Annotated in this window: 1 protein-coding gene and 1 pseudogene; both read left to right on the top strand. The window is 70.6% G+C overall.

Going from position 1 to position 2,040, the window contains the following annotated elements:
* Nucleotides 1-53: 53 nt before the first annotated feature.
* The gene (locus ACWIF2_RS40575; protein WP_382500039.1) at nt 54-512 is read left to right on the top strand and encodes a GtrA family protein; all 459 of its coding nucleotides are present in this window, start codon (nt 54-56) and stop codon (nt 510-512) included.
* Nucleotides 496-1,977: pseudogene (locus ACWIF2_RS40570) on the top strand (hypothetical protein). The gene ACWIF2_RS40575 and the pseudogene ACWIF2_RS40570 overlap by 17 nt, the downstream one beginning before the upstream one ends.
* Nucleotides 1,978-2,040: the final 63 nt, after the last annotated feature.

Genomic DNA, 2,040 nt, shown 5'->3' with positions numbered 1-2,040 from the left:
GCCTTAGGGCGATTCGACTGGAGGACTTACCGTTTCCGGCTAAGGCTTGTGCCGTGACGGTGAACCTCTCCGAGGAGCGAGTGGCCGCTCCCGCCCTGCCGGTCAGACGCCTTGTTCTCGAAGTCCTGAACTTCGCGCTGGTCGGCGGGAGCGGAGTCGCGGTGAACTTCCTGGTGTTCAACGTACTTCTGCACGGGCTGCACCGGGCGGCCATGGTCGCGACCGTGCTGGCCAGCCTGGTCGCCATGGGCGGCAACTACCTCGGATTCCGGTACATCACCTACCGCGACAGGGCGTCCCGTACGCGACGTCAGATCGCGCTGTTCTTCGGCTTCAGCGGAATCGGCGTGGCCCTGGAGAGCGGGCTGTTCTACGCCGGTTACCACGGCCTCGGACTGGCCGGTCCCCTCGAGTCGAACGCGGTCAAGGCGGCCTCCATCGTCCTGGCCTCCGCCTTCCGGTTCCTCGTCTACCGCACCTGGGTGTTCCAGCACGATGCGCGCCGCGCCTAGAGGGACCCTCGCCGCGCAGGCCGCCGCCGTGGTGGCCGCCGTGGCGGTCGTCGTGCTGCTGCTCCTCGTGATCCTCCGGCTGCCCTGGGCCGGGGACCTCGGTGTGCACGCGGCGACCGTCCAGCGTCTGCGGCACAACCTCCTCGACCCCGGCAATCCGCTCGTCGACGCGGATACGCCGAGTCCGTACTACTAGCCTTGGATGCTGGTGCTCGGCTGCGTCGCGCGGGTGGGTGATCTGTCGGTCTTCTGGGTGCTGCGGATCGGGGCGCTGGTCGGGCTCGGGCTGCTGCTGACAGGGGTGTGGCGGTATGTGCGGACGCTGAGCGGCCGTCATGCCGCGCCCGCGCTGGCCGTGCTGAGCCTGCTGTTCCTGTGGGGGACGGTGCTCTTCAACTGGAGCGGCTTCTACGGGCTCAACTCCCTCGCGCTGACGGTGTCGTACCCGAGCGTGTTCGCACTGGGGCTGGCGTTTCACCTCTGGGCCTGGCTGGGGCGGGCGGTGCGGGAGAACGGGGGCTGGGGGGTGTGGCTCGGGCTGGGGCTGCTGTGGGCGTTGATCCTGCTGTGCCATCAGTTCTCGGGGGTGGTGGCCTCGCTGGGGGCGATCGCGACGGTGGTCGCCGCGCGGCCGGGGCGGGCGGTGTGGGGGCGGCTGGCGTGCGGGGTGGTGCTGGGGCTTGTGGTGCTGCTGGTGTGGCCGTACTACGACTTCTTCGCGCTGGTCGGGGCGTGGGGCGGGCTGGAGTCGGTGCATCGGCCGCTGTACGAGGACCTGTTCGGGCGGTACTGGCTGGTGTTGCTCGGGGTGGTGGCCCTGGGGGTGCGGTGGTGGCGGGACCGGTGGGATCCGCTGGTGCTGTTCTTCGTGCTGGGGTTCGTGGTGGTGGCGGTGGGTGGGGTGAGCGGGCAGTACGCGTGGGGGCGGGCGTTGCCGGCGGTGTTGATTCCGGCGCAGATCGCGGCGGCGGTGGAGGTGGGGGAGGCCGGGCGGCGGGCGGTGCGGGTGGGGTGGGGGTGTGTGCTGGGGGTGGCACTGGTTGTGGGGGCGTGGACGCAGGTGGGGACGGTGGGGTACGTGGTGAGGCCGGGGGATCTGCCGGCGGCTGTCGCCGAGAAGTACCGGGAGCCGTGGGCGGGGTATCAGTGGATGACGCGGTGGGTGAAGTACGGGGATGTGGTGATGGCGCGGCTGGGGCGGCCCAGTGCGCAGATTCCGGCGTATGGGGCGTACACGGTGGCGCCTGGGTATCCCGACTTCTTCCTGTCGGATGTGGGGCGGAGGGAGGAGGCGGTGCGGAGGTATTTCGGGGGTGGGGTGTCGGAGGGGGAGCGGGGGGTGATTTTGCGGGAGTACGGGGTGCGGTGGGTGATGGGTACGGGGGTGGATGGGCGGGGTGGGGTGGGGTTGCGGGAGGTGGGGCGGGGGCCTGGGGGGCAGGTGTTGTATGCGGTGGTGCGGTGACGTGGGGCGGGGTGTCTCACTCGTGTTGAGGTGCCGGGGGCGTTGGTGCTGGGGGCGGGTGGG

It is taken from the genome of Streptomyces sp. NPDC055506 (assembly GCF_053643595.1).
This window is presented reverse-complemented; position numbering and strand designations above follow the sequence as displayed.